Consider the following 21,671-nt stretch of genomic DNA (forward strand, 5'->3'; position numbering starts at 1 on the left):
GGTCCCGTCGGGACCCCGGGCAGGGGAGGGATCAGCCGGTGCCGGTCGGCTCGGCCGGTCCGCGGCCCACCGGTTCGCGCCGGGCGCCGATGACGGTTCCGGTGCCGGACGCCGGGTCGCCGGACGCCGGGTCGCCCGGCACCGGGTCGCCCGGCACCGGGTCACAGGCGCCGCGGCCCCGGGCCGCCCCGGCGGCACCCGGCGCGGTCGAGAGGGCGAGGTCGTACACGTCCAGCAGGGCGCGCGCGCTGCGGGCGATGTCGTAGCGGCGGACCACCGGCGGCGGGGGCAGCCGGCGCGCGCCCGCCTCCATGTGGCCGCGCAGCGCCGCGACCAGTTCCTCCGTACCGGTGCCGATGCGGCGGGCCCCGGGGGCCTGCGCGGCGGGCAGGTCGTCGATGGCCGGGCAGGTCACGTGCAGGACGGGGAGTCCGGCGGCCAGGGCCTCCACGACGGCGAGCCCGAATGCCTCCTCCCGCGACGGGGAGACGAAGACGTCCATGGCGGCCAGCAGCGCCGGGATGCCGGGGGTGCGGCCGTCCGCACTGTCGCCCAACGGGTCCCGCTCCCCCAACAGGTGGATCCGGCTCTGCGCGCCGAGCTCTGCGGCGAGCCGGCGCAGCCCGGCCCGCTCCGGCCCGTCCCCGGCCAGCAGCAGGTGCGCCCCCGGCAGCGCGGCCACGGCCCGCACAAGGACGTCGAAGCGCTTGCCCGGTACCAGTCGGCCGACCCCGCCGACCACGAAGGCCCGCTCGGGCAGCCCGGTCCGGGCCCGGGTGGCCCGCCGGACGCCCTCGTCGAAGCGGAAGCGGACGGCCTCGATCCCGTTCGGTACGACGTGCACCCGCGCGGCCGGCACCCCCCAGCCCTCCAGCCGGGCGGCCACGGTGTCCGAAACGGCCACCGTCGCCGCGCCCAGGCGTTCGCTGGCCAGGTAGAGCGTGCGCACACCGCCCGACAGCGGCCTGCCCTCGATCTCGCCCTCGCCGAGGGAGTGTTCGGTGGCCACGGTCGCCGTGGTGCCCGCGAGCCGGGCCGCGAGGCGCCCGTACACGCAGGCCCGGTACAGGTGCGTGTGCACGAGGTCGTACTGGCCGCGCCGGATGAACCGCACCAGCCGCGGCAGCGCCCCCAGGTCCCGGTTGCCCCGCATCCCCAGGTGCACCACCCGTACTCCGTCGGCGCGCAGCCCCTCGGCCACGGGCCCCGGGTTGGTCAGGGTCAGCACGTCGCAGTGCATGGGCATGTGGCGCAGCAGCAGCCGCAGTTGCTGCTCGGCACCGCCGACTCCGAGCCCGGTGATGATGTGCAGCGCCCTGACCGACTGGAGCGCCTTCACCTCTGCACCCCCCGCCGGAGCTCCCGCACCTGGTGGCGGATCTGCTTGATCCGCAGCCGGGCACCGCCATCGGCCTGGCTGACGTGCGTGCGCGGCAGGGCGTGCGGGCCCGCGAGGCGTCCGGGGTCGATGGCGCAGGCGTAGCCGTAGCCGGCGGCCCTCGTGGCGCCGACGACCCGGGCGTCGAGGTGCCCGTACGGGTAGCAGAACCCCTCGGGCAGGGTGCCGGTCAGCTCGCGCAGCAGGTCGCGGCTGCCCCGCAGCTCCTGCTGGAGCATGTCGTCGGCGGTAGCGGTGAGGTCCTGGTGGAGCAGTCCGTGCGAGCCGATCTCCTGTCCGGCGTCGGCGACTTCGCGGATCCCCTCGGCGGTGAGCAGGGACTTGCGCGGGCCCAGCGGGTCCCACACGTTGTCCACGCCGAGCCGCCCGGGCAGCACGAAGAGGGTGGAGGTGCAGTCGTAGCGGCGCAGCAGCGGCAGCGCGTGGGTCAGGAAGTCGGTGTAGCCGTCGTCGAAGGTCAGTCCGACCAGTCCGGCTCCGTGCCCGGCCGCGCGGGCCCGCAGCAGTTCGCCGACGGACACGCCGCGCAGGCCGCGGGAGCGCAGCCACAGCAGCTGGGCCTCCAGGGCGGACGGGGTGACGGTGATGCCGTACGGGTCCTCCGCGGGGTCGGTGAACTCGGCGACCGAGTGGTACATCAGGACCCACGGCGAAGCGGTCCGTCGGGCGGGGACCACCACGGCGGCGGGGGCCGTGTCGGTGTCAGCGGACATTGCGGAACCTCTGCGTGAGCTGGGAGATCTGACCGGGCAGGGCGGTGACTTCGAGGGCGCGTATGGCCGTGCCGGCGGCTCCGAACATGGCCGGGACCAGCAGGCAGCCGAGGGCGGCGCTGAGCATCGGGTCGGGGATCATGGGGCCGGCGATCCAGCCGGTGGCGCCCGCGGCGACGGCGGCCACGGCGAGCCGGCCGATGCTGCCGGCGACCCGCCGGACCTCGATGGCGATGATCCGGGAGCCGAGGCCGGTGAGCAGCAGGACGGCGGTGGTGGAGATGCCGGCGGCGTTGGCGGCGGCGATGCCGTAGATGCCCCACCAGCCGACGGCGAGGGCTCCGGCCACGATGTTGACGAGCAGCCCGGCGCCCATCGCGAGCGCCGGGAACCAGGTGGGCCGGGCGGTCGAGAAGAAGGGCCGGGAGAGTGCTCCGACGAGGCAGTGGCCGAGGAGTCCGATTCCGTAGACCCGCATGACGGAGGCGGTGGCGAGGGTGTCCTGGTGGGTGAAGGCGCCGCGTTCGAAGAGGACCTGGATGATCTGGGGCGCGTAGCCGATGACGAGTGCGGTGCCCATCAGGACGGCGAGCGCGGCCAGTGCGAGGTCCTGCTCCACGCGCCGCCGGGCCTTCTCCCGTTCTCCCGCGGCCATGGCCTGGGCGACGACGGGGAAGGTGACGGTGCAGATCATCAGGGAGAGCACCATCGGCATCTGCGCGACCTTCTGCGCGTAGTTGAGATGGGAGATCGCCCCGGACGGGAGCGAGGCCGCCAGGAACCTCTCGACGAGCACCTGCGACTGCCGGAAGACCGCGAAGAAGATCACGGGGGCGATGACCCCGAAGGCGATGAGGGTGGGGCGGTCCCGGTCGCGCTGGCTGCGCGGGGCGGACCGCTTGGCGCGGGGCGTTCCGAAGCCCACGTTGCGGATGAAGGCGGGCAGTTGGACGAGTGCCATCAGCAGTCCGCCGACGGCGACGCCCGCGGCGGCGGCCCGTACCCCCCACAGGGCGTGCAGGGCCACCATCGTGCCGATGATGCCGACGTTGTACGACACGTAGATCGCGGCGGGCGGCAGGAAGGACCGGTGCGCGCGCAGTGCGGCGCTGAAGTATCCGGCGATGCCGAAGGAGAGCACGGTCAGCGCCGTGAGCCGGGTGCATTCGACGGCCAGCCGGGGGTCGGGCAGGCCGGGGGCGAGCACAGCCACGACGGCCGGGGCGGCCACGACGAGCAGGGAGGCGACCGCGGCCAGGAACACGACGAGTCGCGGCAGGGTCGCCCCCACCAGGAGCCGTACGGGGTCCTGGGCGCGGGCCTCCTTGCGGGTGAGCCCGGCCCTGCTGGCGGCCCGCCGGGCCAGGGCGTGGCTGAAGGCGGGCACCATCAGCAGCGCCATGGCGTCCTCGATCAGGAGCGTCGAGGCCATCTCGGGCACGGTCCAGGCGATCAGGAAGGCATCGCTGTCGTGCCCGGCCCCGAAGAGGTGCGCGATGGTCTGGTCGCGCACCAGCCCGAAGACCGCCCCGGCGGCGGTCAGTCCGGCGGTGACGGCGGCGGCCTTGGCCAGGAACCGGCCGAGCGGCTGGCCGCCGGCGGGAGTCGCGGGGGCGGTGGATTCACCCGTGCGGCGGTGCCCGCCGGGCCGGTTGCCCGGGGCCGCGGTCACCGGATCCGCCGGAGCGTCGGCGGGGCCGGGCGCCGGACCGGAGGTCCGTGTGCCCGCCGCCCGCGCCGCCATCCGTACGGATCGCCGTGTCCGGGCCGCCGGGGTGTCGGTGCGCGCCGCTTCGCGGGCGTCGGCGCAGCCGCTCGCGGCCCGCGTCGCCACCGGCACGCTGTGCTTGCCCGACGCGCCGCCCGGATAGCCGGCGGAGCCGAAGACGGGCCCCCGCACTCCCGGTGCGGCGGGGAACAGGGCCGGGTCCGGCCCGCCACCGGGGCGTGCCGGGCCACCCGGGACACGGGCGTGGCCCGCCCCGGCCGGGGGGCCGGAGGCGGGCCGCCAGGGCGTGGTGTCCGTCACCGGCGCGCCGCAACCCCGGGGGCCCTACCCCGTGAACCCGCACCGGAGGCGGCCCCGGAAACCGCGGCCGCCTCACGCAGTGGACCCGCATCCCCCCGGGAGGGGAGCGCCCACCAGGCCGCCAGGCCGATGATCACGCCGGTCAGCACGGTGGACGGCCCGCCGATGTCCGCGTAGAGGAAGTCGGTCAGCTGCCACACGAACAGCCCGGTCGCGATCAGCCCGCAGTCCCGCGCACCCGCGCCCCCGCCGGAGCCGAGCCGGCGCAGCCCCGCGACCAGCAGGGCCGCCCAGCCGCCCGCGAGGGCGATCAGCCCGATCAGGCCCTGCTCGCTCAGGATCAGCAGGTACATGTTGTGCGGGGAGAGCAGCGGCTGGCGCAGGTACGCCTGGCCCGCGCCCGCGGTGTCGCTGCCCGAGGAGAGGCCCAGCGAGGCGTGCCCGTCACGGTTGGCCGGGAAGCCCTTGAGCCCCACTCCCACCGCCGGCCGCTCCCGCCACATCGACTCGGCGGCGGCCCACATCGTGTAGCGGTCGGTCACCGACTGGTCGGGGGCGCTGGAGACCTGGGTGATGGAGGTCAGCCGCTCGGCGACCATCTCCGAGCCCACCCCGAACCCGCCGACCAGGACCACTCCGGCGGCGGCCAGCGCCGCGACCACCTTCAGGGCCCGCCGGATCCCGGCCAGCGCCATCACCAGCACGGCCGCGCCGAAGGTGGCGATCCACGCGCCCCGGCTGAAGGACAGCACCAGCGGCAGCACCAGGGCCAGGGCGCAGCCGCCCGCGATCCGCCGCAGGCGCCGCGGCAGCCCCGGAGCCAGACCGGCGGCGGTCGCCACGATCAGCCCGTACGCCACGACGGTGGCCATGCCCATGACGTCACCGGGGCCGAAGGTGCCGACGGCCCGGACGTCCTCGCCCTGGTACGAGGCGCCGGTGTGGGTGGCGTACTGCACGACCCCCACCGCGCCCTGCACCAGCGCCAGGACCACGAAGCACCCGGCCGCCAGCCGGAACTCCCCGGCGTCGCGCACCAGCAGCACCACGGCCGCCGGGACCAGCACGAAGACCTGGAGGTAGCGCACGAAGCCCGGCAGGGCGGCGTACGGATCCCCCGCGGTCATCGTGGCGACCGCGAGGCCCACGGCCGGCGCCCCGAGCACGAGCACGCCGAGCGGGCTCAGCTCCCGCACCCGGCCGCGCAGCGCCTGCACCGCGCAGACGAGGACCAGCAGCAGCGAGGCGGCGTCGGCCGGGCCGACCTTCCCGGAGGCGGTCGCGTCCCCCGCCGGGAGCGGGGCGAGGAGGAAGAGCACGGTCGCGGCGAGCGGCAGCAGCGGCCAGTGCCGGCGCAGCAGGCCCGGCACGTCGGAGGAGGTCCAGTGACCGGGGACGGCGAGGCTCATCAGCTGCCCCCCAGCCGGAAGCGGAAGAAGGAGGCCGCGGTGCGGGCGAGGATCCACAGGTCCTGCCACAGCGACCAGGTGTCGATGTAGTGGTTGTCGAAGCGGGCCCGGTCCTCGATGGAGGTGTCCCCGCGCAGGCCGTTGATCTGGGCCAGGCCGGTGATGCCGACGGGCATCCGGTGCCGGGCCTCGTAGCCGGGGTGGACGGTGGAGAACTTGGCGACGAAGAACGGCCGTTCGGGGCGCGGCCCGACCAGGGCCATGTCACCGCGCACGACGTTCCACAGCTGCGGCAGCTCGTCCAGGGAGGACTTGCGCAGGAAGGACCCGACCGGGCTCATCCCGCGGTCGCCCGCGACGGTCCAGCGGGTGGCGGCCTCGTGCTCGTCGGCGCGCAGGGTACGGAACTTCAGGAGGGTGAAGGGACGCCCGTACAGGCCGACCCGCTCCTGCCGGAAGATCACTCCCGGCCCGTCCCAGACCCGTACGGCCAGCGCGCACACCCCCATCACGGGCGCGGCGGCGAGCAGCGCGATCACGGCGAGCACGGTGTCGATGCCCCGCTTGGCCCAGCGCTCCAGCGGCCGGGCCGGGCGCGGCAGCAGCGGCTGCACGGCGTACCCCCACAGCTGGTCGGCGGGTTGCGCCACCCGCATGCCGGTGACCTTGGCGGTGCCGGCCGGGTCCGCCAGCCACAGCCGGCAGCCGTGGTCGTGGAAGAGCCGGACCAGGGAGGCCGTGCGCTCGTCGGCCTCCGGGGGCCGGGTGAACACCGCGTGCCCGACGGAGTTCTGGATGACGGCGCGCCGGATGTCCTCGTGGGTGGCGAGGAGCGGGAGGGCTCCGCCGTCGCCCTCGGCGGCCGGGCCGGTGTCGGCGAGCCCGACCGGGCGCAGCCCGAATTCGGGGCGGCCGTGCAGGGCGGCGGCCACCGCGCCCGCCCCGGCGCCGGGTCCGACGACGAGGGCGGAGACGGGCCGGCGTACCGCCGCGCGGCGCTGGAGCTGGTTGGCGAGGCCGCGGCCCGCGCACGCCAGTACGGCCTGGAGGCAGACGGCGGTGAGCAGCGCGCTCCAGCCCATGGCCCGGGCCGGGTCGACGGCGGCGAGGAAGGCGGCGAGCGAGCACCACAGGACGGCGGACCGCGCGGCGAGCGCGGGCAGTTCGAGGAGCGCGGACGGTGCGAGCCGCGGCCGGTAGAGCCCGGCCTGCGTGTGCAGTGCGGCGAGCAGCACGGGGGCCGCGGACAGGACGGGCAGCGCCGCTCCGGGCAGGGTCGTCGCGGTGAGTACGGCGGCCAGTGCGTCGGCGGTGAGCAGCGGGAGCACGCGGCCGCGGCGACGGACCCGCCGCGGGCGTACGGCGGAGCGGGCCTGGTCGGTCCTGGGCCCGCGCGGGGGGTGGATGGCGGTCGCTGAACGGCGGGCGGCCGCGTGGGCTGCGGGCGCGAAGGCGCTGCCGCCGGTGGGCCCCGTGCCGCCCTGCCCGGTGTGCCGGGCGGGTGCGCTGTCCATCGTCATCGGCTGATGCGCTCCTGGTTCAAGGGCCGGGGCCTGCCCAGCAGTTCGTGGTACAGGCCGGTGACCGCGTCCGTGGTCCGCCGCACGTCGAAGTCGGTCCGGGCGTGCTGCCGGGCCTGCTCCCCGAGTTCGGCGAGGAGCCGCGGCTCGGCGAGCAGCCGCCCCAGGGCTTGGGCCAGGGCCGTCGGGTCCTCCGGCGGCACCAGGCACTGGCGCCCGTGGCCCGGCGGCAGGCTCTCCCTGGCACCGCTGACGTCGCAGACCAGGACCGGACGGCCGCAGGCCATGGCCTCGAGCGGGGCGAGCGCCATGCCTTCCCACCGCGACGGCAGTACAACGAGATCGGCGGCCCGAAGCCACGGTCGGATGTCGGCGGCGGCGCCCGCGAAGAGCACCCCGGGCGGGGCGGTGCGGCGCAGCCGTTCGGTGTCGGGGCCGTCCCCGACGAGGGCGAGGCGGGCTCCGGGGACGGTGGACAGCAGCTCCGGCCAGGCACGCAGCAGGATGTCCTGCCCCTTCTGGGGGCAGATCCGGCCCACGCACACGGCGAGCTGTGTACCGGCCGGCAGGCCCGCGAGCAGCGGCAGTTCGGCGCGCGCCCGGTCCCTGTCCCGGTCGGGGTCCGGTCCGCCGGGGCGGAAGTGGTCCAGGTCCACGCCGTTGCGGATCACCGACCAGCGGGCCGTGATCCCCTCGGTCTCGCCCGCACGGCGTTCGGCCTCGCTGACGCAGAGCACCCGGTCGGCCCAGCGGGCCCCGTACCGCTCCCAGCGCAGCGCGAGCGCCGCCGTGGCTCCGGCGACCGCGTCGAAGGACCATGCATGGGGCTGGAAGACGGTGGGTAGGGTCCCCCGCACGGCGAGCCTTCCGGCCAGTCCGGCCTTGGCGCTGTGGGCGTGCAGGAGGTCGGGCCGCACCTGGCGCAGCACCTGCCGTGCGGCGAGGACCTCGCCCGGCAGCCCGGGCCCGGGGGCCCGCCCGGCGCGCCAGGTGAGCACCTCGGCCCCGGCCGCCCGGGCGGCGTCGCCGAGCGTGCCGCCGGACGGACAGCCGACGACGGTGCGCAGACCGGCGGCGGTCTGCGCGCGGACCAGGTCGGTGACGACCCTGGCCACACCGCCGTCGACGGGCTGTACGAGATGGAGGACGGTCGGGGGCTGTGCCGCCCGAGGTTGACTGGGCACGTGGAGTGGTCTCCTACGTTCAGCGGCGCGCGTCTGTCTGAACGAAGAGCACACCGAGGAAATGACCCTGACTTTCGCCCGTGAACCTGAAGTTCAGGCTGCGGGCACCACCGGACAGGGCGGGACTGATGTCAAACACGTCCGCGTCATATCCGAGATTATTCATATGTTCGGGCTGTCGCACGAACGATTGATCACCGAATTCCGTGATCGTGGAATTCATAACATCATTAAAAGGATTTTCTCCATCACTGAGGCTCATCCGGCGCCCGCTGTCGGCCGTCACGGTGAGTGAATCCCCGAGGGTGCCCCGGTCCCCGTCGTACGCGACCACCCCGACCCGTCCCGCGGATCCGGCCGGCGCGTCCAGGCCCTCGATCTCGACCGTCCCGTCACCGGCCCGGGCCGCGATCGACTCGAAGCCGTCCCACAGCGAGATGCGGCGCATCGGCTCCTGCGGGTGCTCGTAGGCGACGACCAGCGTCCAGCCGCCCCAGGCCCCCACCTCGGAGTGGCCCATGGCGATGTTGAGCTGGGCCACCGTCCACATGCCGGCGCCGCCCTTGCGGACCAGCGGGGTCACGTCCGCGGAGGCCTGGTAGGCATCGCTGCCCGCGTCCGTGCGGTGGCCCATCACCGTGTCGGCCAGGACCTCCTTGTACGCGCCGCCGGGCTCGGCGACCAGCACCCGGCCGTTGTCCTGCGGCGGCTTCTGCTCGCCCACCCGCAGGTTCCCGCCCCAGTAGAGACGGGCGTACGAGACCTTCGCGCCCTGCGGGACCTTGAGCTCGGCCCGGGTGGAGTTGTAGGTGTCCGGGTCCTTGTCGACCTCGCTGTAGAACATCTCGAAGTCGCCGTTGACCCCCGCCGCTCCCTTCTTGACCTCGGCGCACGGCTCGGCCTGCGGGGCCTGCTCCTTGCGGCAGCTGATTCCGGAGTTGGAGGCGCGCACCAGTCCGCCGTGCAGCTCGGCCTGGTAACGCTGGGTGAAGGGAATCCGGGGCAGCTCCTTGGGAGCGGGGGCCGCCCACGCCACCGGGGCGTTCACGGAAAGGGTGAGGCAGGACAGCAGACCGAGCGCGCCGAGGATTCTGCGGGAGGAACCCATGACCCTGTCTCCATTTTCGATCAAGGGGACAAAACAGGAGTGAACCTTGGCAGAAATCGGGCTGGAAATCACGCCGGACTCGCCCGTACGGCCTTTTGGGCGATGGCACGCACCCTCGCAACCGGCGGGTCGTTATGAGTTGCACCGTCGTTCGAGCCGAAAGGAAATGCGGAGATGAAGAAGAGGCTGGTGCGCGGCACCACCGTCGCCGTCGCGGGCGCCGCCCTGCTGATGGGCGGCGCGGGCCTCGCCTCCGCGCACGGCGGGGACGGCGCGACGGCGCAGGGCGTCACCGCCGGGTCCCCCGGCGTCCTGAGCGGCAACCTGCTCCAGGTGCCCGTCGACGTCCCGGTGAACGCCTGCGGCCTCACCGTGAACGTGATCGCCCTGCTGAACCCGTCGTTCGGCAACACCTGCATCAGCGCCTGATCGTCAACCGCGCTGCCCGAACCGCCCGCATCCGAGTGAAGCGACGCAACCGAAACCGGGGCAGCGCCGTTGATCCGAGTGCTCCACTACCGGGCAATCCTGCAAAAAAGGGACGACAATGATCAAGAAGATGATGGCCTCGGCCGCGGTTGCCGCCTCGGTCGTGGGCATTGGTGCCGCCATGGCGCCGCAGGCGATGGCGATCGGCAACGACAACGGCGTCAACACCGTCCAGGGCAACGGCGCCGCGCAGATCTACGGCAACCAGGCCACCTACGGCAACATGAGCCCGCAGATGGCGCTGATCCAGGGCTCCTTCAACAAGCCCTGCATCGCCCTGCCCGCGAAGGCCAACGTCCAGTCCGTGCTGGCCCTGATCAACGTCGGCGTCCAGGACATCCCGGTCCTGTCCAGCCCGCAGAACCAGCAGTGCACCGAGAACTCCACCCAGGCCAAGGGCGACGAGGCTCTCTCGCACATCCTCAGCAACATCCCGGTCCTCTCCGGCAACGTCTCCAACGGCAGCTGACCGAGGCCCGCGCCAGCGAGGCCGTCGCACCCACGGGGTCGCGGCGGCCTCGCCGCATGTAGGGCCGGACACCTCCCCGACCCCCGGAATTACCGAGACAAATCCGTCGGCACCCACAATTCGGGCGGGACATTGCGCCGGGCATTGGGGTGAATTGCCGACAGCTCCCCGAAAATGCGCGGTTTCTTTTTCCCGGACCGCTCGTTGTTAATTCTGCAGTGGACACGCCCCTGCGGGAAGGAAAGAAATCAAATGACGTACAAGAAGGCAGTGGTGCTGGCCGCCGGCGCTCTGATGCTCGCCGGTGCCGCCTCCCCCGCCATGGCCGACTCGACCGCCGACGGCAAGGCCGTGGGGTCCCCCGGCGTGCTGTCCGGCAACCTGGCCCAGGTGCCGGTGCACGTCCCGGTCAACGTCTGCGGCAACACCGTGAACATCATCGCGCTGCTGAACCCGGCGTTCGGCAACACCTGCGTCAACGCCTGACGAAGCGCTTGTGCCCGCAAGGGCAAGCCTCCTCGGGGTGGCCTCGGAGTGCACGGCGGTGCACTCCGGGGCCGCCTCCGACTCCACACCGGCCGTGGCGCCGGTAGACAGGGAAGGACCCATGCGACAGGTACTGAGCCGACAGGTACTGGGCAAGGGGATGCTCACGGCGGCAGCCGCGTCGAGTCTGCTGTCGATCGCGACCGGCGCGGCCTACGCGCACCCCGGGGCGACGGCCGAGGCCTCGCATTCGCCGGGTGTGCTGGCCGGCAACAGCGTCTCGGTACCGATCACCTTCGCACCGAACGTGTGCGGCAACAGCGTGGACGGCGGTGCGGCGCTCAACCCTGCGATGGGGAACACGTGCGTCACCAGCACCGGCTCGCACACGGACGGCGGCTACGACTACGGGCGCCACCTCAGCCCCGAGAACGCCGAGGCCTTCGAGCGCTACCTCCATGAGCGCGAGGGCCGGCACACGGTACCGGAGCAGCGTCACGAGTCGCCGCGTCACGCGGGCGGGCACGAGCAGCCCCGGCAGGAGCAGCCCGGGCACGAGCAGGCCCGGCACGAGGGACCGCGGCACGCGAAGCCCCGCCAGGAGGAGCCGCGCCACGAGGGCGGCTACGGGAGCCCCGGTGCGGAGCAGGGCAAGGAGGAGTGCGACGACCACCCCGGGTCGACACCGCCGCCCCCGCCGGCGCACCACGCTCCCCCCGCGCCGGAGCATCCGCACCCCAAGCCGGAACCGGTGGAGGAGCACCCGGCCCCGCTGCCCACCCCGGAACCGGCCCAGGAGGCGCCCGCGCCACAGCCCCCGGCCGAGGAGGCCCCTGCCCCGCTCCCCGCCCCGGAGCCCGTCCCGGCACCGGTCGAGGAGCCCGCGCACACGCTGCCGGCCCCGGCCCCCGGACCGCCCCCCGTGATGGAGGAGGGGCCCGCGCCCCGACCGCCGCACGGGAGCCTGCCCGTGGAGCACCCGGCGCCCGCGCCCGAGGTCGTACCGCCGGCGGACCAGCCGCCTGCCGCCCCCGCCGGTGACACCCCCGCCGTCCTCCCCCCGGCTCCGGCACCCGCACCGGCTCCGGCCCCCGCACCGGAGCCCGCTCCCGCGCAGCCGCCGACTCCCGCTCCGGCGCACGTGACCGGTCCCGTGCTGGCGGAGACGGGCGCGGGTCAGCCCGCGGCCGCGGCAGCGCTCGCCAGCGCCCTGATCCTGGGTGGCGCCATTCTGTACCGGCGGTCGCGCGTCGCCTGACCGGCAATACCGGTAATCAGAAGAAATATCGGCCGGAGAATCCTCGTCGGATTCTCCGGCCGCTGTCATGTACTCGTGCGTTCGCGTTTCCGCAGCGGCGGGGAATCGTTACCCAGGGCGAAAGTGGCGCGACGGTCGCCACTGATGCCTCTGTCCACGAAAGAAGAGGATTTCGATAATGAAGCTCACGAAGGTCGCCGCTGTCGTCGTCGGCTCCGTCGCCGCCCTCGGCGCCTCGTCCACTGCCTTCGCCGCCGAGCCCACGGCCGCGATGCCCCCCATGAGCCTGACGGGCGGGGTGACGGAGACGCTGAACGCCGTCGGGCCCGTCTCCGAGTCGCTCCCGCAGACCGTGGGCAACGGGCTGGCCGAGCAGGGCGACACCGTCAACAAGGTCGTGGGCACCGCCCAGAAGGTCAACAAGGTCCGCAACGACGTGCCCGGCACCGTGCTCGGCCTCGCGAACGGCGCCACCCAGGGGTCCCCCATGCTCGGCGGCGTGAAGCTCAACGGCGGCCAGGGCTGAACCGTCCCGGCAGACCACCCGCCGACACGACTGTGGGCGCCACCGGCAAGGCCGGGGCGCCCACAGTCGTTGTTCGGCAGACGTCAGTGGTTGATGCAGACGTTGCCGAACGCCGGGTTCAGCGCGCCAACGATGTTCACGGTGTTGCCGCAGAGGTTGATCGGGATGTGCACCGGAACCTGGAGCAGGTTGCCGGACAGGACGCCGGGGGAACCCACGGCCGCGCCCTCGGCCTTCGAGTCGGCGGCGGCGGAGCCGGCGGCACCGGCCGCGGCGAGACCAGCGGTGGCCAGGACCAGGGCGGCCTTCTTGGCAGAGTTCATGGGAAGTGCACCTTCTGTTCGATGTTCTGCCCCGAACCGGGGCTCACACCGAGCGAAACGGTCCACCATCCCGGACGACACGGTCACGCGCACGAAGAGACCTGTTCGGCTCAATTGTCGTAACCGTCCGACGGGTTCCCGATCCCTCCTACCCCTTCGGGAGGGCGGGAACCGCAGGGAGGTCCGGGAGCGCGGGTACCACCGGGACCGCCGGGACTGCGGGTACCGCGGGCACAGCCGGGACTGCGGGTACCGCCGGGACTGCGGGTACCGCCGGAGCCGCCGGGACCGCGGGCACCGCCGGGAGCGCGGGCAGCGGGGGAAGCACCGTGTCGATCGGCGGGATCTCCGGCAACTGGGGGATCAGGCCGGACAGGTCGGGCAGCTCCAGATCGGGCAGCTTCGGCAGCTCGATCGGCGGCAGCGTCACCCCGTCGGGCAGCAGACCCCCGATCGACGCAAGGAGGCCCTCGAGGGTCTTGGTGAGTCCCGCCAGGAGGTCGTCGATGGGACCGGCGGCCGCCGCACGCTGCTCGATCTTCTCGACCTGCTGCTGGACGGAGGCGACCCGGCCGGTGAGCGCCGCGGAGCCGTCGGTGTCCGCGGCGACCGCGGGGGCAGCCGCGCCGGACAGTATGACGGCGGCGAGGGCCGACGGGACGAGGAGGCGGGCGCGGGACGGCTTGGTGCGGTGCATGGATGTTCCTTCTCGGTGGGGACAGCAAACGGACCCGAGCGATCCGCTTCCTCACCCACCGTGCGAACACCTCGCACGCAGCGCAACCGGAGCCCCGGCGGATGCGGGCTGCGTACGGGCTTCGCGCACGCGTCCGGAGGCCGCTCACCCGGGCCGGGGAAATCCTCGACACGCGCAGGCCGTTTGAGTGAAGCAGCGGAACCAACCCCAGGACCGGGCAGTTGACCAGGGCGCTCCATCAGCGGGCACTCGTGCGACAGAAGGAACAAGATGTTCAAGAAGTTCATGACCGCCGCCGCGGTCTCCGCCGTTGCGATCGGCGCGGGCGCTGCCGCCGCGGCCCCGGCCATGGCCATCGGCAACGACAACGGGGTCAACACCGTCAACGGCAATGGCGCCCAGCAGATCTACGGCAACCAGAAGACCCACGGCGACATGAGCCCGCAGCTCAGCCTGGTCCAGGGCACCCTCAACAAGCCCTGCATCGGCCTGCCGGCGAAGGTCAACGCCCAGTCGCTGATCGCCGCGCTCAACATCGGCGTCCAGGACATCAACGTCCTGTCCAACCCGCAGAACCAGCAGTGCACCGAGAACTCCACCCAGGCCAAGGGCGACGAGCCGCTCTCGCACATCCTGGACAACATCCCGGTCCTGTCGGGCAACGTCTCGGCCGGCAGCTGACGCAGTCCCCTTGTGCGAGCCGGGGCCTCAGACGCCTGCGCGAGTGCCCACGGGGCCCCGGCTTGTTCCACCCGGATCCACGGCTCCACGGATCCATCCCCTGTGCGGGCGCGCGACGGCCGAGCGGCCGTCCGGGTGGGCACCGAACGTACGCAGCAGAGCCTCCTGCCCGACCGGGCCGGAGGCTCTGTTCGTGTCCCTTCCGTCCTTGTCAAGACACGAATGTTCGAGACGTGACGCGAAGTGTTCCGATCATGCCCACTTGAATCTCCTGCTTCACCCGGACGGCGTGAGGTCCACAGGCCCAGGAGGAGAGCGGCGATGAATGCGGAATTCGGAGAAACGGACGGGATCCACCTGGCGCGGACCGTCACGGAAGAGGTGCGGCGCACCGGGAAGCACTTCCTGCCCCAGTCCCTCCTGCTCCAGCTCGGCGAGATCCGCAGCCACCGCGCAGTGGACCGCCGACCCTTCCTCCAGGCATTCCTCCACTGCATGCTCGACAAGCACGACGGGCGTTACGGGAACCGGACCTACCTTTCCCTGCCCCTGCTGGAGCTCCTCCTGGAGGAGGCGGAAGACGCACCGGATCCGAACCGGATGGCCACGCTGCTCATATCCGACGTCATGCGCTTCGAGATCCAGGTGGAAGCCTCGGACCGGGAATCCGCGGACAGCGACCCGCCGGACCCGGTGACCCTGCGCAAGCGACTGCGCCACGCGCTGCGATTCGTGGCGCACGACCTCGGCGGACCGGAGGCCGAGGGCCTGGCGCTCCGCGCGGCCCACGTGCCCTGGTCCCGCTGGGCGGACGTCGCCGACGCCCTTCCCCGGCCCACGGCCACGGCGGCCGGCCACTGGTTCGACGTGACGGTCCAGCCCGTGTACGTACTGCACGACGAGTACTTCTTCATCAGGGTCCTGCAGGCCCACGAAATGATCTTCACGGCGATCGTGACGGACGTACGGGCGGCGATCGACGCCCTGCGCGACGGCCGCCTGGCAGCGGCGGCGGACCATGTGGATCGCGCGGCCGCTCTCTTCGACCGGGCCTCGGCGCTGTTCCGGATGGTCGCCACCATGCGGCCGGGACACTTCTCAGGGTTCAGGCAGTTCACGCAGGGCGCCAGTGCCATCCAGTCCGAGCAGTACAAGCGCTTCGAGATCCTGTGCGGTATGCCGACCACCCCGCGGCTGCGCTCCGAGGCCTTCACGAACGTCCCCGCCGTACGGGCGGAGGCCGAGGGCGACGACCATGACACGGTGGTGCGGGCCTATCTCGACCTCCGCCGCTCGGCCCGCTTCAGCGAGGCCGAGTGGAACCGCTTCCGCGGCGCCCTCGGCGGGCTGGAGGAGAGGCACCAGCGCTGGAAGTCCACCCACCGCAGCCTCGCCGCGCGCATGCTCGGCGACGCACACGGATCGGGATACACCGCGGGCGTCCCCTACCTGGCCGAGTGCCTGGACAACCGGCTCTTCTGGCAGCTCGGCGAGCAGCGCGGCGCGGGGTGCCCGACGGATGCGCCCGGCGCGGGCGAGTGCGCCTGAGGGGACGGTCAGAAGGGCCGCGTGGGCAGGTACTTGCCGTCCAGGGTGATGACGGCCCGCTCACCGCCCTCGGGGTCGGCGACCTTCTGCACGTCCAGCCTGAAGTTGATCGCACTGATGATGCCGTCGCCGAATTGCTCGTGGACCAAAGCCTTCAGGGTGGTCCCGTAGACCTGCAGCATCTCGTGGAAGCGGTAGATCGTCGGATCGGTCGGGACGCCGCCGGGGAGGGACCCGCGGGTCGGGATCGTCTGCAGGAGCCGCACCGCGTCCTCGTCCAGGTCCAGCACGGCGGCCACTGCCTTCGCGGCGCTCTCGGGGAGGGCGTGCTGGCCGAGCAGCGCGGCGGTGACGAAGGCGACCGAAAGCCCTGCCGCGTCGGCGAGTTGCTGCCAGGAGAGGTCCTTGCGGGTCTTGGCGTCGACGGCGGTGACGGCCAGGGCCTGGCGGGCGGCGGGGTCGAACTGGGCGTGCAGCATGAAGGTGTCCTTCGGAGGAGGGGAGAGGAGAGAAGGGTCGGGCGCAGGGCGCAGGGCGCAGGGCGCGGGGCGCGGGGTCAGCCGGCCGCGGCGAGGCCGGCCTGCATGACGCCGCCGGAGCGGATGTCGTACACCCAGCCGTGCAGCCTGAGGGTTCCCGCGGCCCGTGCCCGGGCGACCGAGGGGTGGGTGGCCAGGTTCGCGAGCTGGGCGTGTACGTTCTCGCGGATCAGGGTGGACAGCCGGTCGGGACCGGCGCCGCCCGGGGTACGGGCCACCGCGGCGTCCGCGTGCCGCAGCCAGCCGGCGACGGAGGCGGCGGCGCTGAGATCGGCGCCCTCGGCCAGGGCGGTCATCGCCCCGCAGGCGGAGTGCCCACACACGACGGCTTCGGTGACCCCGAGGACGGCGACGGCGTACTCGATGCTGGCCGCCACCCCGTCCGCACCCGGAGCGTGGGCGGGGACGAGATTTCCGGCGGTGCGGACGACGAACAACTCGCCCGGCTCGCTCTGGGTGATCAGTTCCGGCACCACGCGGGCGTCCGAGCACCCGATGAACAAGGTCGTCGGCCGGTGTGTCCCGGCCAGACGGGCGAAGAGCTGCGCCTTGGCCGGAAACACCTCGCGCTGGAATCGTGCGACGCCGTCCGCGAGATCGTGCGGGACGGGCACGGGCTGCATGGCCTGCATGGTCACTCCCTGCTGGTGGGACGCGCCCCGTGTGGGGCTCGACGCGTTCCACCATGCATGACCTGCATCTATTGTGTCCAAGACGCAATTTCCATGCCTGCCATCGATCTCATCTATAGTCGTGTTCATGGCTCTGGAGCTGCGTCACCTGCGTTACTTGATCGCCGTCGCCGAACACGGCAGCTTCACCCGCGCCGCCGAAGAGCTTCGGATCTCCCAGCCCACCCTGTCCCAGCAGGTGAAGCAGCTCGAACGCACCGTCGGCGTCCAGCTGTTGGACCGTACCGGGCGCGCCGTGCGGCTCACCGACGCCGGCGCGACGTACGTCCACTACGCGCGGCGCGCGCTGCGGGACCTCGCCGCCGCCGAGCGCGCCGTCATGGACCTGGCCGACCTCTCCCGCGGGCACCTGCGCCTCGCGCTGACCCCCACCTTCACGGCGTACCTCGTCGGCCCGCTCGTCGCCGGCCTCCACGAGGCCCATCCCGGCATCACCCTGGAGGTCCGGGAAATGCCCCAGGACCGGATCGAAGCCGGCCTGCTCGCCGACGAGCACGACCTGGGCCTCGCCTTCGCGGGGCCGCACCTGCCCGGAATCGCGGCGACCCGGCTGTTCACGGAGACCCTCGGCCTGGTCACCGCCACCGCCACAGCGCCCGCCACCGACGCGGACTCCGGACCGCTGCCCGTACGAGAACTCGCGACGCGCCGACTGGCGCTGCTCAGCGGGGACTTCGCCACCCGCGAGCACGTCGACGCCTACCTCGCCGCCCACGGCGTCCGGCCGCACATCGCGGTCGAGGCGAATTCCGTGCACGCCCTCACCGAGATCGTCCGGCGCACCTCACTCGCCACCGTCCTGCCGGACGCGGTCACCCACGACCACCCGCACCTGCGTCCCGTCCCGCTGGACCCCGCCCTCCCGTCCCGGACGGTCACCCTGCTGCGCCGCGAGAGCGCGTACGAGAGCGCCGCGGCCCGTGCCTTCACCGAGCTCACCGCCCGCCTGGTCCGCGACCGCGGCTACCGCCTCCCGCTGCGCGCGCACGCGCAGGGGGAGGCGGCCGGGAGCGGGTTGGATCACTTGCCGGGGCACTCCCTCCAGGCCAGGTGATAGACGGTGTTGATGCTGCCGTCGGTGGAGTCCATCGTCATGTAGCTGGTGGACGACGGGGACGAGGTGCCTCTGTTGACGCGCAGCTCGGTGTTGATGTTGAAGTTGCGCTGCACCCCGCACGGCGCCCAGACCAGTTGCGCCCAGTCGGTCACGTCGGTGGCCTGCCAGTTGTCCTCCTGCGGACCGGTGAACGTGTGCGTGCGCGCGGCGGTGTCCGGCGAGCCCTGGAAGTAGTACGAGGCCTTCTCGGTGCTCTTCGCGCCCGGCGCGAGGGAGGCGTAGCCGCGGTAGTCGGCGCTGGCGATCGCGTAGGTGAAGCCGTGGGGCACGTGCACGATCAGGCTGAGCTGGCAGTTCTTGCGCGCCGCGGTGGGCGGGGCGCCGCCGCCGACCTGTGCGAGGTACTGGCTGTAGGTCACGGTGAAGGCGGTGTTGTCCTGGGACACGGCGACTTCCGCGGTGTCCTTGGGGCATCCGGATCCGTTCACCGTGGCGACCTCGATCACGATGCGGTCGGGCGGCGGGTTCACGATGGTGGAGGGGGCGGCTTGCGTGGGCAGGGTGGCGGTGAGCAGGGCGCCGATCGCGCCGCTCACGAGGAATCCACCGGACATGGTTCTCCAATCCTCTGCTTCGGTACCGGGAGGCGCGCGGGCGGGTGCCCGGGTGCGCCGGAGGGTGGGGGGTGCGGCCGGCCAGAGCGGGGCCGGGTCGTCACAGACCGGTGTGCAGGGTGGAACGGGGCAGGCCCATGAAGGGGTTATGGGCATGTCCCTGACAATTCCCGGTCGGTGAGGACCGGGTGCCCGAATCGTAGGAACCCTCGGCGGGGCGGACCAGAGCGATGTCCGGCCAATCGCCCCCAGCGGGCACGGACCGGCCGGATCGCGCCGACCGGACCGGGGGCCGGGCGGCGGAATCAGGCCGCGGTCGGCCGGGCCAGCCGCTCGACGCGGGCCATGAACTCCGTCGGATGGAACGGCTTCGCGAGACAGTCGCTCACCCCGGCCTCCAGAGCGCGGACCGTGCACTCGGGATCCGCGGGCGGCAGCGCGAGGATCGGTACCCACCCGTGCTCGGGGTGCCTGCGGATCTCCTCGAACAGGGCCACCTCGTCCAGGCCGGGCCCCGTGCGCTCGCAGATCACCAGGTCGATCGGGCCGGCGCTGCCCAGCAGGGACACGGTGTCCGCCCCGCTCCCGCCGTCGACCACGGCGAACCCCCGGGACACGAGGAGGCGCTCCAGGAGGCTGCGGAGGGTGGGCTCCTTCGCCACGAGGAGGATCCTGCCCGGGGTGTCGCTCATGTCGTTCCACTTCGTCCGTGTGCGGGGGTCCCGCAGAGCCTACGAGGCGGGGCGTGTGCACGCCCGCTCCGGGGCACCTGATCCGGTAGCTTCGGTCCATGAGCACAGAGCCGCAGAGCTTCGAGATCCTGCTGGTGCCCGAGCACATCGAGAACCTGCGCGGCCAGTCCGCCGCGGACCGGGCCCTGCGGTCGGCCGTGGTGGAGGCGACCGGCGAGCAGGGCGCCTCCGGCTACCCCCGCTACCGCGGTCAGGGCGTGGAGGCCGACATCGACCCGAGCACGCGCACGGTCGAGGCCCTGCTCGTCGACGGCGCGGAGCTGGACTACGGACTCGTCGCCATGATCGCGCCCGAGCGGGGCCGCAAGGGCCGCTGACCGGCCGTACGAGGCGCAGGATCCGGGACTCCGCGACTGCGCGAACACGCCACGGGCCCCGTCACGGCGACGCGCCGGGCAGCGGCGGCATCGGCCGATTCACACCCACGGTACGTACGGTCGCGGTGATGCCCCCGTAGCCTCGACGTGCGGCCCGCCCCCGTGCGAAGGGCGGCCGCAAGCGAGCCACCTCCCTGCCCCGCCCACCCTCTGAGCGGAGAATCACAGATGGCACCCACCCTCGCCCTCAAGCCCGGTACGGCCTGGTCCGACGCCTGGCGGCGATCCGTCGCCGCCGCCCCCGAGGCCTTCCGCGACGACCGCGTCCTCAATCTCTGGGCCGGCTCCTGGCAGCCCGACGGCCGCAGCCTCCCCGCCACCAGCCCGATCGACGGCAGCCCCGTCGCCGGCCCGCCGCGGCTGGACCAGGAGACCGCCGCGGCGGCCGTACGGGCCAGCCTCGACGAGCACCGCACCTGGCGGCACGTCCCGCTGCCCGAACGCCGGGCCCGGGTCACCGCCGCCCTCGACGCCCTCACCGAGCACCGGGAGCTGCTCTCGCTCCTGCTCGTCTGGGAGATCGGCAAGCCCTGGCACCTCGCCCAGGCCGATGTGGACCGCGCCGTGGACGGCGTCCGCTGGTACGTGGAACACATCGAGACCATGGCCGAGGGCAGGGCACCGCTCGCCGGGCCCGTGTCCAACATCGCGAGCTGGAACTACCCCATGTCCGTGTTGGTCCACGCCATGCTCGTGCAGGCCCTCGCGGGCAACGCGGTCATCGCGAAGACCCCGACCGACGGCGGGCTCGCCTGCCTCACCCTCGCCAGTGCACTGATCCGGCGCGAGGGCATCCCCGTCACCCTGGTCAGCGGCAGCGGGGCCGAACTGTCCGAAGCCCTCGTCCGCTCCCCGGAGATCGGCTGCGTCTCCTTCGTCGGCGGCCGCGACACCGGAGCGCGGATCGCCACCGCCGTCACCGACCTCGGCAAGCGCCACATCCTGGAGCAGGAGGGCCTCAACACCTGGGGCATCTGGGAGCACACCGACTGGCCCGCCCTGACCGCGGTCATCCCCAAACTCTTCGACTACGGCAAGCAGCGCTGCACCGCCTACCCGCGCTTCGTCGTCCAGCGCTCCGCCTTCGACGCCTTCCTCGCCGCCTACCTGCCGGCCGTCGCGTCCATCCGTACCGGCCACCCGCTCGCCGTGGCGCACCCCGAGGACCCGCTGCCCGAGCTGGACTTCGGCCCCCTCATCAACGCGGCCAAGGCCAAGGAGCTCACCGACCACGCCGCCGAGGCCATCGAGCGGGGCGCCGTACCGCTCTTCCGCGGCACGCTGGACCCGGCCCGCTTCCTGGAGGGGCAGGACACCTCCGCCTACGTGGCCCCGCTCACGCTGCTCAGCCCGCCGGCCTCCTCCCCGCTCTACCACGCGGAACCCTTCGGGCCGGTCGACACGATCGTCCTCGTCGACACCGAGGCGGAGCTGCTCGCCGCGATGAACGCCTCCGGCGGCGCCCTGGTCGCGACCCTGTCCACCGACGACCCGGCCACCTTCGCCCGGCTCGCCCCGCAGATCCGCGCCTTCAAACTCGGCCACGGCAAGCCCCGTTCGCGCGGGGACCGGGAGGAGCTCTTCGGCGGGTTCGGCGGCTCCTGGCGCGGTGCGTTCGTCGGCGGTGAACTGCTCGTGCACGCCGTCACCGACGGGCGGGACGGCGAACGACTGCCGGGCAACTTCCCCGAGTACCAGCTGATGCCCTAGGGGGTGTCCGCAAAGTAGCGCCGGCGCCCGGAGGGCGTGGCCCGCGGCGTCCGGCGCGGTGCATCGCAAGGCGGAGAGGCGCAGCTCGTAC

23 protein-coding genes are annotated in these 21,671 nt (G+C 73.1%); 10 read left to right on the forward strand and 13 right to left on the reverse strand.

What is annotated here, in order from left to right:
• Positions 1–31: 31 nt before the first annotated feature.
• From ACWGE1_RS08595 to ACWGE1_RS08625, 7 genes are all read right to left on the reverse strand, one after another.
• Positions 32–1,339: a glycosyltransferase gene (locus ACWGE1_RS08595; RefSeq protein ID WP_453419806.1), complete on the reverse strand. Its 1,308-nt coding sequence runs from the start codon at positions 1,337–1,339 to the stop codon at positions 32–34.
• Positions 1,336–2,112, reverse strand: coding sequence for a polysaccharide deacetylase family protein (locus ACWGE1_RS08600; protein ID WP_453419807.1), 777 nt, complete (start codon positions 2,110–2,112; stop codon positions 1,336–1,338). Before ACWGE1_RS08600 ends, ACWGE1_RS08595 begins: the two co-directional genes overlap by 4 nt.
• Positions 2,102–3,856 carry a murein biosynthesis integral membrane protein MurJ gene (murJ, locus tag ACWGE1_RS08605; protein WP_453419831.1) on the reverse strand — a complete coding sequence of 585 codons (1,755 nt, stop codon included), beginning with the start codon at positions 3,854–3,856 and terminating at the stop codon, positions 2,102–2,104. Before murJ ends, ACWGE1_RS08600 begins: the two co-directional genes overlap by 11 nt.
• 281 nt (positions 3,857–4,137) lie before the next feature.
• A complete protein-coding gene (locus ACWGE1_RS08610; RefSeq protein ID WP_453419808.1) occupies positions 4,138–5,550 on the reverse strand; it encodes an O-antigen ligase family protein in 1,413 nt (470 codons plus the stop codon).
• A complete protein-coding gene (locus ACWGE1_RS08615) occupies positions 5,550–7,070 on the reverse strand; it encodes an exopolysaccharide biosynthesis polyprenyl glycosylphosphotransferase (RefSeq protein WP_453419809.1) in 1,521 nt (506 codons plus the stop codon). Before ACWGE1_RS08615 ends, ACWGE1_RS08610 begins: the two co-directional genes overlap by 1 nt.
• Positions 7,067–8,254, reverse strand: a complete 1,188-nt coding sequence (locus ACWGE1_RS08620) for a glycosyltransferase family 4 protein (RefSeq protein ID WP_453419810.1) — start codon at positions 8,252–8,254, stop codon at positions 7,067–7,069. The genes ACWGE1_RS08615 and ACWGE1_RS08620 overlap by 4 nt, the downstream gene beginning before the upstream one ends.
• Positions 8,255–8,273: 19 nt before the next feature.
• The gene (locus ACWGE1_RS08625; RefSeq protein ID WP_453419811.1) at positions 8,274–9,362 is read right to left on the reverse strand and encodes a DUF3344 domain-containing protein; all 1,089 of its coding nucleotides are present in this window, start codon (positions 9,360–9,362) and stop codon (positions 8,274–8,276) included.
• 174 nt (positions 9,363–9,536) lie between these two features.
• Here ACWGE1_RS08625 and ACWGE1_RS08630 point away from each other — a divergent pair, with 174 nt between their 5' ends.
• The 5 genes from ACWGE1_RS08630 (at position 9,537) to ACWGE1_RS08650 (ending at position 12,590) form a co-directional block, all read left to right on the forward strand.
• A complete protein-coding gene (locus ACWGE1_RS08630; RefSeq protein ID WP_453419812.1) occupies positions 9,537–9,791 on the forward strand; it encodes a chaplin in 255 nt (84 codons plus the stop codon).
• Positions 9,792–9,909: 118 nt separating this feature from the next.
• Positions 9,910–10,320, forward strand: a complete 411-nt coding sequence (locus tag ACWGE1_RS08635) for a rodlin (protein ID WP_453419813.1) — start codon at positions 9,910–9,912, stop codon at positions 10,318–10,320.
• 252 nt (positions 10,321–10,572) lie between these two features.
• Positions 10,573–10,806, forward strand: coding sequence for a chaplin (locus tag ACWGE1_RS08640; protein WP_030717233.1), 234 nt, complete (start codon positions 10,573–10,575; stop codon positions 10,804–10,806).
• A gap of 121 nt (positions 10,807–10,927) precedes the next feature.
• Positions 10,928–12,064, forward strand: coding sequence for a chaplin (locus ACWGE1_RS08645; protein ID WP_453419814.1), 1,137 nt, complete (start codon positions 10,928–10,930; stop codon positions 12,062–12,064).
• Between the two features lie 178 nt (positions 12,065–12,242).
• Positions 12,243–12,590, forward strand: coding sequence for a hypothetical protein (locus ACWGE1_RS08650; RefSeq protein ID WP_453419815.1), 348 nt, complete (start codon positions 12,243–12,245; stop codon positions 12,588–12,590).
• Between the two features lie 83 nt (positions 12,591–12,673).
• On the opposite strand, the gene ACWGE1_RS08655 is transcribed toward ACWGE1_RS08650, so the two are convergent.
• Together ACWGE1_RS08655 and ACWGE1_RS08660 are read right to left on the reverse strand one after the other, a co-directional pair.
• Entirely contained in the window at positions 12,674–12,913 is a 240-nt protein-coding gene (locus ACWGE1_RS08655; protein WP_453419816.1) for a chaplin, read from the reverse strand.
• A 148-nt stretch (positions 12,914–13,061) separates the two neighbouring features.
• On the reverse strand, positions 13,062–13,610 hold the full coding sequence (locus ACWGE1_RS08660; protein ID WP_453419817.1) for a hypothetical protein: 549 nt from the start codon (positions 13,608–13,610) through the stop codon (positions 13,062–13,064).
• A gap of 270 nt (positions 13,611–13,880) precedes the next feature.
• On the opposite strand from ACWGE1_RS08660, the gene ACWGE1_RS08665 reads away from it, so the two are divergent.
• Positions 13,881–14,291: a rodlin gene (locus ACWGE1_RS08665; protein ID WP_453419818.1), complete on the forward strand. Its 411-nt coding sequence runs from the start codon at positions 13,881–13,883 to the stop codon at positions 14,289–14,291.
• Between the two features lie 321 nt (positions 14,292–14,612).
• Positions 14,613–15,839: a tryptophan 2,3-dioxygenase family protein gene (locus ACWGE1_RS08670; RefSeq protein WP_453419819.1), complete on the forward strand. Its 1,227-nt coding sequence runs from the start codon at positions 14,613–14,615 to the stop codon at positions 15,837–15,839.
• Positions 15,840–15,847: 8 nt separating this feature from the next.
• Here the strand turns inward: ACWGE1_RS08670 and cynS are convergent, their stop codons facing one another.
• Both cynS and ACWGE1_RS08680 read right to left on the reverse strand, forming a co-directional pair.
• Positions 15,848–16,318: a cyanase gene (gene cynS / locus ACWGE1_RS08675; protein ID WP_453419820.1), complete on the reverse strand. Its 471-nt coding sequence runs from the start codon at positions 16,316–16,318 to the stop codon at positions 15,848–15,850.
• Between the two features lie 77 nt (positions 16,319–16,395).
• The gene (locus ACWGE1_RS08680) at positions 16,396–17,010 is read right to left on the reverse strand and encodes a carbonic anhydrase (RefSeq protein WP_453419821.1); all 615 of its coding nucleotides are present in this window, start codon (positions 17,008–17,010) and stop codon (positions 16,396–16,398) included.
• Between the two features lie 127 nt (positions 17,011–17,137).
• On the opposite strand from ACWGE1_RS08680, the gene cynR reads away from it, so the two are divergent.
• A complete protein-coding gene (gene cynR / locus ACWGE1_RS08685; RefSeq protein WP_453419822.1) occupies positions 17,138–18,124 on the forward strand; it encodes a transcriptional regulator CynR in 987 nt (328 codons plus the stop codon).
• On the opposite strand, the gene ACWGE1_RS08690 is transcribed toward cynR, so the two are convergent.
• On the reverse strand, positions 18,091–18,741 hold the full coding sequence (locus ACWGE1_RS08690; protein ID WP_453419823.1) for a DUF4360 domain-containing protein: 651 nt from the start codon (positions 18,739–18,741) through the stop codon (positions 18,091–18,093). The genes cynR and ACWGE1_RS08690 overlap by 34 nt on opposite strands.
• Positions 18,742–19,046: 305 nt before the next feature.
• On the reverse strand, positions 19,047–19,433 hold the full coding sequence (locus ACWGE1_RS08695; RefSeq protein ID WP_453419824.1) for a response regulator: 387 nt from the start codon (positions 19,431–19,433) through the stop codon (positions 19,047–19,049).
• A gap of 98 nt (positions 19,434–19,531) precedes the next feature.
• On the opposite strand from ACWGE1_RS08695, the gene ACWGE1_RS08700 reads away from it, so the two are divergent.
• Positions 19,532–19,810, forward strand: a complete 279-nt coding sequence (locus tag ACWGE1_RS08700; RefSeq protein WP_453419825.1) for a hypothetical protein — start codon at positions 19,532–19,534, stop codon at positions 19,808–19,810.
• A gap of 228 nt (positions 19,811–20,038) precedes the next feature.
• Positions 20,039–21,580: an aldehyde dehydrogenase family protein gene (locus ACWGE1_RS08705; RefSeq protein WP_453419826.1), complete on the forward strand. Its 1,542-nt coding sequence runs from the start codon at positions 20,039–20,041 to the stop codon at positions 21,578–21,580.
• Positions 21,581–21,671 lie beyond the last annotated feature (91 nt).

This window comes from Streptomyces sp. NPDC054932 (assembly GCF_053610205.1).